Origin of the sequence: Streptomyces sp. NPDC020681, assembly GCF_044334895.1 — a bacterium.
Lineage (GTDB): Bacteria > Actinomycetota > Actinomycetes > Streptomycetales > Streptomycetaceae > Streptomyces.
Genome location: NZ_JBIRTX010000062.1, coordinates 1 through 3,702 on the forward strand (window position 1 = coordinate 1; position 3,702 = coordinate 3,702).

At 67.9% G+C, this 3,702-nt stretch carries 4 protein-coding genes; all 4 read right to left on the bottom strand.

The window, feature by feature from the left end; genetic code table 11:
- Window positions 1-123 precede the first annotated feature (123 nt).
- Window positions 124-588: a hypothetical protein gene (locus tag ACH4YL_RS40605; RefSeq protein ID WP_398512567.1), complete on the bottom strand. Its 465-nt coding sequence runs from the start codon at window positions 586-588 to the stop codon at window positions 124-126.
- Window positions 589-846: 258 nt separating this feature from the next.
- Window positions 847-2,028 (bottom strand): DUF932 domain-containing protein, encoded by a 1,182-nt coding sequence (locus ACH4YL_RS40610; RefSeq protein WP_398512568.1) that lies wholly within the window; start codon window positions 2,026-2,028, stop codon window positions 847-849.
- A 114-nt stretch (window positions 2,029-2,142) separates the two neighbouring features.
- Window positions 2,143-2,685 (bottom strand): hypothetical protein, encoded by a 543-nt coding sequence (locus tag ACH4YL_RS40615; RefSeq protein ID WP_398512569.1) that lies wholly within the window; start codon window positions 2,683-2,685, stop codon window positions 2,143-2,145.
- 75 nt (window positions 2,686-2,760) lie between these two features.
- Window positions 2,761-3,126: a hypothetical protein gene (locus tag ACH4YL_RS40620; protein WP_398512570.1), complete on the bottom strand. Its 366-nt coding sequence runs from the start codon at window positions 3,124-3,126 to the stop codon at window positions 2,761-2,763.
- Window positions 3,127-3,702: the final 576 nt, after the last annotated feature.

Below are 3,702 nucleotides of genomic sequence, written 5' to 3' on the forward strand. Positions count from 1 at the left end.
GTGGGGGGGGTTTTTGGTGGTGGGTGGGGTGGGGGGGGGGCGGGATCAACGGGGGGGGCCCCCGGGGGTGGGGGGGGGGGGCGGGGCGGGGGGCCGGGGGGGCGCGCCCCCGGCGCACGCGGGTCAATTGGCGGGCGGCTCGGGCAGAGCGGGCGCGTCGTAGATCTCCCGTGCGGGCGCGTCGCTTCCGGGGCATGGCGTCGTGGCCTTGCGGAGTTCGGCAACGGCCATGGGGTGCAGCCATCCGTCCTGGATGGTCCAGCCGCACGCCCGGGGCTGGGCCTCCGTCTGCGTGGTGATGACCAGTACGGCGCTGTTCACACAGCTGCCCTCAATGCCGAACGTGAGCGCGACGAGCAACATGTGCACCTCGTCCGGGTCGGCGTCCAGTGGTGCCGTTCCCATCGGGTGGTTGATCGTTGCACTCGTGGCCGCGTACTTGCCGCATGCGTCCCGGGCAACGTAGTTCAGCGCGTGCGTGCCGATTCCGACGGCGGACAGTACGCAGGCAAGCGCCCAATGGGCGTGCTGGTGCGCGGCGGTGATTGCGGCATCGCTGGGGCGGGTCAGAGCGCGGTTCTCGGGCACGGCGCGGTTTCCTCTCTGGCTGGCGTGGAAGTGGTGTGGTGCGGGCGGTGGGCGGCCGGGCGCGCGCGGCCGCTGCGGCCCTGGACCGTGCGCGGGCAGCGTGAGGCTGGGCGCGGACTCTCTTTGCGCGCGCCCTGCTCCGCAGGGACGGTGCGACGCCGCTACGCGGCGTGGGGGCGTGGGAGCGCTCCGCGCCCCGGGAGGGCCCGGACCGTGGGGCTGGGTCCGGGCTCTCCGGGCCCCCGGAGGGGAGCGGGGTCAGGCGGCGGCGTAGGCGGCTGCGGCGCGCAGGGCGGGCAGTGCCAGGGCCTCAAGCGCGTGAGCGGTGTCCGCGTTGGGGATCTGCTGCGCGGCGGCGGTGACTGCCTGCATCACGCCTCCGGCCGTGATCTGCCTGCCCTGGATGAAGTGGGAAAGGATGCTCTCCTTTGCCGCGCCAGTGATGCTGAGCTTCTTGGTGACGTGCTCGATGGTGTGCGTCGGGTTGGTGACCGGGCGGCCTGCGTCCGCCTCGATGGCGCGGAGCTTGTCCTCCACGTAGGTGCGCGAGAGGAACGTGCGCACCGCGTCGGTGGTCTTCGCGGTGATCAGCTCCAGGACCTTGTCCTGAGTGGTACCGGACCACTGGATGACGCCCTGGTCCTGCTTCCCGCCGAGGTGCACTTCCCGCATGACGTCCTCGGTCATGGTGAGTCCGTTGGTGCACACCTGCACGACGGCGCGGGGGGTGATGGTGAACGCGCCGTCTCCGACTTCGCTGTTCCGGATGACGAAACCGGCGGAGATCATCGGGAGTTCGTCACCGGTCTGCCCGGTGTAGGGGGAGCGGTATCCCTTGAGGAGTTCGCGCGCCTGAACGGCGACTTCCTCGGACTCCACGCGCACGTACATGCGGCGGTCGGTCAGGTCGCAGCCGGTGACCTGCGCGGCGTGCCCCGACTGCTTGATGCCGTCCAGCGCGGCCAGCAGCAGATCGAAATTGTCGATCAGACGGTAGGAGTCCGACAGAAACGCGCGGGCCACGCCTTCTCGCTCGCCTCCGTGGGCGTCGCTGCGCATGGCGCGGATCAGGAAGCGGCGCGACGGGTCGCGCTCAAGCCACCCGTTCACGTTCAGGTCGTAGAGCGACAGGTGCTCGGCGCGCATGCGGCGCAGGTACTGCACGGGGATCTTCAGCTTGTCGGCGAAACCCTCGTCCGCAACCTCGGTGGGGCGGTAGGTCCCATCGACGTCGACAACGCCGGTCGGCTGGAGGGACGGCTCAACGCCCTGGATGATCAGGTTTCCGTCCCGCATGTCCAGCGCGGATGCGCGCGCGATGACGTCGAGCTTCCTCTCTTGCTGGCTCTGAAGAATGGTGGCCAGATCCCCCAGAGAGGCGTTACGGGCTCCCTCCGGGCTGGTGCGGACGGTGGCGCGCTGGGCGAGCTGCTGGGTCATGGTGTTTCCCCTCGGTCTGTTGATCGTTTGGCGCGTCGGGGAGGGACCGCCTCCCCGACGCATTCATAATAGTGGAACACTCGGGAGTGTGAACTCCCCCCTCTGCCTGCGCTGTTACTCCTCCGAGCCGCGCCCCCGGAAGTGCGGCAGGGGCGTGATGCTCTGCCCCCTGACGTTCGTCACAACAACCCGGTAGCGGCTGCCGGTCCACACGCTGAGCTCGTAGCGGCAGTCCTGGCCGGTGCCGTCGCGCTCTACGGTCTCGGCTATGGCCGTCACCCAGTACCGGCCGTGACGGCTCGTCAAACTGCCGTGGTAGCTCACCCGCTGTTCAAGCAAAAGGCCGGCCGCGACGTCGCGCGGTGCCATGGCGCGCGCGAGACCTCCGAAAGCCTCTTCCGCCATGGCACCGGGCAGAGCGACACCAGCGAGCGCGGGCCCGGTGTGCCCGTTGCGTACGGCGGTGAGCCATCCAAGCTCGAAGAGCGGTCGCGCGGCGTTCAGCGCCCGGATGGGCGCGTGGTAGCGGCGGGCCCCCATGTGCGGTGCGGGGCTTCCGATCGCGTCGTTGAAGGCGTGCTCTGCCTGCTCGCTCTCACCGTCCGACGGCGGCTCGGACTCGGGGCGGAGCGTTGCGGGAAGCTGGGTCAGTTCCATGGTGCTGATGTCCTCTCAGATGGCCTGTCGGGATGGGGAGTGGGGCGCTCGGCACGCCGAGCGCCCCATCGGGTGTCAGCCCAGGAATCCGCGCGAGCGCAGGAAGTCACTGGACATAAGCGCGATTCCCTGCGCCTTGTAGATCTGGGGAATCCGCAGAATTTCCCGCTCCGTCCGCCCCTTATCGTCGGCCTCGACAAACTCATTCACCAGGCGGTAAACGCCACCCGCTTCGGCCGGAACTTCGAGAACCACTGGACCCGCCTTGGTGTCCATCCGGATTCCGACGTACCCCGCGTCCTCGTTGTGCACGATCTTCGCCCCCGCCCGCTGGCACGCGAGCGAAAGGAAGCTCGCGATTCGGCGCGCCTCGATTACCCTCGGGGTATTCTGCGCTTCCTTTGCCCGGCGGACGATTCCCTCAGAGATCGTGATTTCCACTTGACTGCCCTTCTGTTGATCGTTCGGCTGCCAGTGAGAGCCACTCACCAGCAGGACTCATAATAGTGGAACATGGTGCTCAGGGGAAGCCACCAAGGCACTTGCAACACCTCTTGCAACACCTGTTGTCACACCTCTTGCAGCACCCTTCCGGCCGGCGCGCCATAAGGGCAGGTCAAGGCCCAGTTTCGGTTTGGTCGGGGGCCTGACATCCCCTCTGCTGCCGCTGCCCCCATGCCCGTTGGAGAAAAGAGAGAAGGGCGGGCGTGGTCGGCGCGGCAGGCGTCGGGGATCGGGGGCGAGTCTTGTGGCTGCGCGTCGGCGGAGCCTCCACGCAGACAGCCCACGAGGCAGCTGCGGGCAGCTCTAACTGACCTAGGCTCAGTTCTGGTAGAGATGGCGCGGTTTCGCTCTGAACGCTCCGGGCCAATATGCGAATCTACAATTCATTTCCACTGATATTGGATTGACGGCGAGTCAGTCGAGTAGCGTGGCGCGCACTCCCTCTAGCCAGCGCTTTTTCTGAATTCGCGGAGCGAATTCCGTTCGGGAATGCGGAGCATTTCCGAATTCCTG

Bases quoted from the DNA above. Each gene is read 5' to 3' on its own strand.
- ACH4YL_RS40610 (WP_398512568.1), bottom strand. From the start codon at position 2,028: ATGACCCAGCAGCTCGCCCAGCGCGCCACCGTCCGCACCAGCCCGGAG.
- ACH4YL_RS40615 (WP_398512569.1), bottom strand. From the start codon at position 2,685: ATGGAACTGACCCAGCTTCCCGCAACGCTCCGCCCCGAGTCCGAGCCG.